General features: G+C 28.6%; 4 protein-coding genes and 1 pseudogene. 3 read left to right on the forward strand and 2 right to left on the reverse strand.

Features of this window, described 5'->3' with window-relative positions; all coding sequences use genetic code 11:
• On the forward strand, window positions 1-484 hold a 484-nt coding region (locus U472_RS16575), incomplete at its 5' end, for a transposase (RefSeq protein WP_141677985.1).
• 14 nt (window positions 485-498) lie between these two features.
• Here the strand turns inward: U472_RS16575 and U472_RS17450 are convergent.
• Both U472_RS17450 and U472_RS16335 read right to left on the reverse strand, forming a co-directional pair.
• Window positions 499-669: a hypothetical protein gene (locus tag U472_RS17450; protein ID WP_281201100.1), complete on the reverse strand. Its 171-nt coding sequence runs from the start codon at window positions 667-669 to the stop codon at window positions 499-501.
• Between the two features lie 7 nt (window positions 670-676).
• Window positions 677-1242 (reverse strand): annotated as a pseudogene (locus tag U472_RS16335) (Rpn family recombination-promoting nuclease/putative transposase).
• A 219-nt stretch (window positions 1243-1461) separates the two neighbouring features.
• Between U472_RS16335 and U472_RS11435 the strand changes: the two are divergent.
• Window positions 1462-2007: a transposase gene (locus tag U472_RS11435; RefSeq protein ID WP_068718575.1), complete on the forward strand. Its 546-nt coding sequence runs from the start codon at window positions 1462-1464 to the stop codon at window positions 2005-2007.
• Window positions 2008-2108: 101 nt separating this feature from the next.
• Window positions 2109-2888, forward strand: a complete 780-nt coding sequence (locus tag U472_RS11440) for a transposase (RefSeq protein WP_068718578.1) — start codon at window positions 2109-2111, stop codon at window positions 2886-2888.
• Window positions 2889-3241 lie beyond the last annotated feature (353 nt).

Below are 3241 nucleotides of genomic sequence, written 5' to 3' on the forward strand. Positions count from 1 at the left end.
ACAACCAACTATAATTGAAAAGAATGGAACACGTAAAGGTCTTAATATCATAGGTGCTACTGAAGTATTAAGAGATTTCTATTTCCTCTATGAAAAATATAAAAAAGGAACAAAAGATTCTATTTCAATCTGTGCTACAGAAATTATTTCTTTTTTAGAAAAATTATTAGAATATGACCATCAAAGAGGTATAGAAAAAACTTTTGTACTTTTAGATAATGCTAGTATTCATAGAGCAGATCTAGTAAAGAAATTTGTTCGCAAAAATAAAGATCATTTATTTCTATTATTCCAACCTCCATATTCTCCTGAACTTAACCCTCAGGAGAATATGTGGAATTGGATGAAGAAGTTTTTATCTAATAAGTCTGCTTATACATCCATTGAAGAATTATCAAACCAATTGAAGATATTTTCTGATTATGCTAATAGTAACCCTGAAAAGATAAAACAACGTGCAGGTGCTAGGAATTATTTTGGATAAATTTCATTTTAGATTCACAAATCTATAGCTTCCATTACTGCACCCTGTAAATTAGTAATTTGGTCATGAATTGCCTTTTGCCTACTCTCATATATTTCTCTAGTCTTCTTATCATGACTTAATAATTCTAGAACCTCCGCCGCTTCTTTCAATTCTTTTATTCTTTCCTCAAGAATTTTTATCACCTCACTATCAGGATTTTTCAAAAATAACGCCTAAGGTATTCCAAGGTATTAGATCATCCCTTACTTTCTTACTATCTGAATTTAACTTAGGTAATTCTATAAAATCAACTTTCTGTAAATCAGTCAAAACTTCATCAGTTTCTTTCTTCTTTAAAAGATGAGTATTATGATATCTATCGTTCTCAATTAAATAATTAAAATTAAGAATATTTATTGTTACAGCTCTTTCCAACTTCTGATATGGGTCTCCTTCTTTCATCTGAGACTCAAACAATTTACTCCAATAATATAATGTCCTTCTTTTCATATTATATTGATTTTTAAGCTGAATCTCTATATTTACCTTAGTATTACTATTAGTTGTTGCCTTAACATCTAACCAAGAAAATTTATCTTCTTCCCATCTTTATCTATATCTGGATTTTCTATTTTTACACTTTTAATCTCATTTTCTGTACCCTTTGTTCCAAATACACTATTCAAAAATTCAATTAATATTTCTGGATGTTTCTCCGAACCAAATATTTGCTCAAATACAAAATCAACTTTAGGGTCTAAAATTTCTCTTTTCATGTCTATTTATCCCTTACTAACTTCTTAATATTATTTCCTAAATACTAACTACATTATATATCATTTTTATAGGAATTAAAAGACACATAACCATACAAATAATGAATAGAACTTAGCATGTCGTGTAACGTCAGATTGTGTGAAAAGTTCATAAAACATTAACTAAATATGGTATAATTAATATATAATACAACTAAAGAAAAATCAAGTTAAAATGAGGTGGATGATATAGGTTATATAGAAGGGGAAGATAGAAATCAAATAATATTAATGCCAGATTGTATAGTAGATGGATTAAATATGAACAAGTTAGAATTTAAAAAAGCAAAGCCAGCTTCTACTGGTCGACCTGCATATAACCCTAGAGATTTACTGAAATTATATATTTATGGATATATGAACAGAATTAGGTCTTCAAGAAGACTAGAAGCAGAAACTCATAAAAATCTTGAAGTAATGTGGTTAATAAAGAAATTACAATCTGATTTTAGAAAAGATAATAAAAAAGCGATTAAACAAGTATTTAAAGAATTCGTTTTGTTATGTGAAAACTGGGATTTATTTGGTAAAGAATTAATAGCCGTAGATGGTTCTAAGTTTAAAGCATGGAATGGTAAGAAACAAAATTTTAATCAAAGAAAATTAAATAGAAAGATAAAAGAAATAGAAGAAAAAATAGAGAAGTATATTGAAAAATTAGATAAATCAGATAAAATAGAATCTTCCGATAGGAAGGTGAGTGCTGATGAAATTGAAGAAAAGTAAAAAAGTTAAGAGAGAAGAAATCTAAATACCAAAATTACAAACAGATTATAAAAGAGACGGGAGAAACCCAAGTTTCTCTTACAGACCCTGAAGCTAGAAATATGGTGAATAATCAAAAGATAGAAGTTTGCTATAATGTACAGACAACTGTAGAAGAGAAAAATAAGTTAATACTTGATTATAAAGTAACAAATGATACACATGACTATGATTATCTAAGTGTTATGAGTAAAAATGCAAAAGAAATATTAGAATTAGAAGATATTACAGTATTAGCAGATAAAGGTTATTATAAAAATGTAGAACTAAAAGAATGTGTAGATAATGGAATTACTCCTTATGTTGCTAAACCTAAAAATAAAAACTCTAAAGTATTTTCATCTGAAAAATTTGATTATGACCCTGAAAATGATCATTATATTTGTCCAGCAGGTAAAATATTAATTTTTCGTCACACATTAAAAAAAAATACTCAATATAAAAGATATAATAATTATGAAGCCTGTAATGGTTGTAAATTAAGAGATAACTGTACCAAAGCTCAAAAAGCAGGAAGAAATATAGACCGTTGGATGCATAAAGAACTATTAGATGAAATAGATAAACAAACAATAAAAAATTGGGATACATATAGAAAAAGGCAATGGTTAGCTGAGCATCCTTTTGGAACAGTAAAAAGAGGTTTTGATTCCTATTATCTACTTACAAAGGGTATTAATTCTGTAAGTACAGAGATAGGTCTATCTTTCTGTGCCTATAATTTGAAAAGAGTGATAAATGTAATCGGGATTAAGAATTTAGTTAAGAAATTAAAAGAATGGGCTTTACCCATTCTTAATTTTTGTTATTTTAATATACGATTTAAAAGTTATTCAGCTTAGATCCGGTGATTTATTATAATGTTTTCACACAATCTGACGTCCCTGAGCTTCACGACGTCTTACAAATGATCATAACTTTAGCTTGAGCACAAAACTTTCATATGTCATCCCGACTTTCATTTATGCTCCATAGGTTAGATGTCGTTTAAGCTCATGTTCGTATAATAGGGTACATAACCAGTTCAATCTGGTATGTACCCTTATTTATTATTATAATAAGAGTAAAATTAAAACCAGGATGAAGAACGCACCTGCTGTTGGGACTTTGATCCCGTCGCATAAACTGTTCAATTCCTAGTCAACACTTATACCCCAATTGAGCTGGTTGAGTCTTTGAACTCGTATCACAACAC

This window comes from Orenia metallireducens (assembly GCF_001693735.1).
GTDB lineage: Bacteria > Bacillota > Halanaerobiia > Halobacteroidales > Halobacteroidaceae > Orenia > Orenia metallireducens.

Excerpts from the sequence above, each read along its gene's own strand:
- U472_RS11440 (WP_068718578.1), top strand. The coding sequence starts at position 2,109 with ATGGTGAATAATCAAAAGATAGAAGTTTGCTATAATGTACAGACAACT.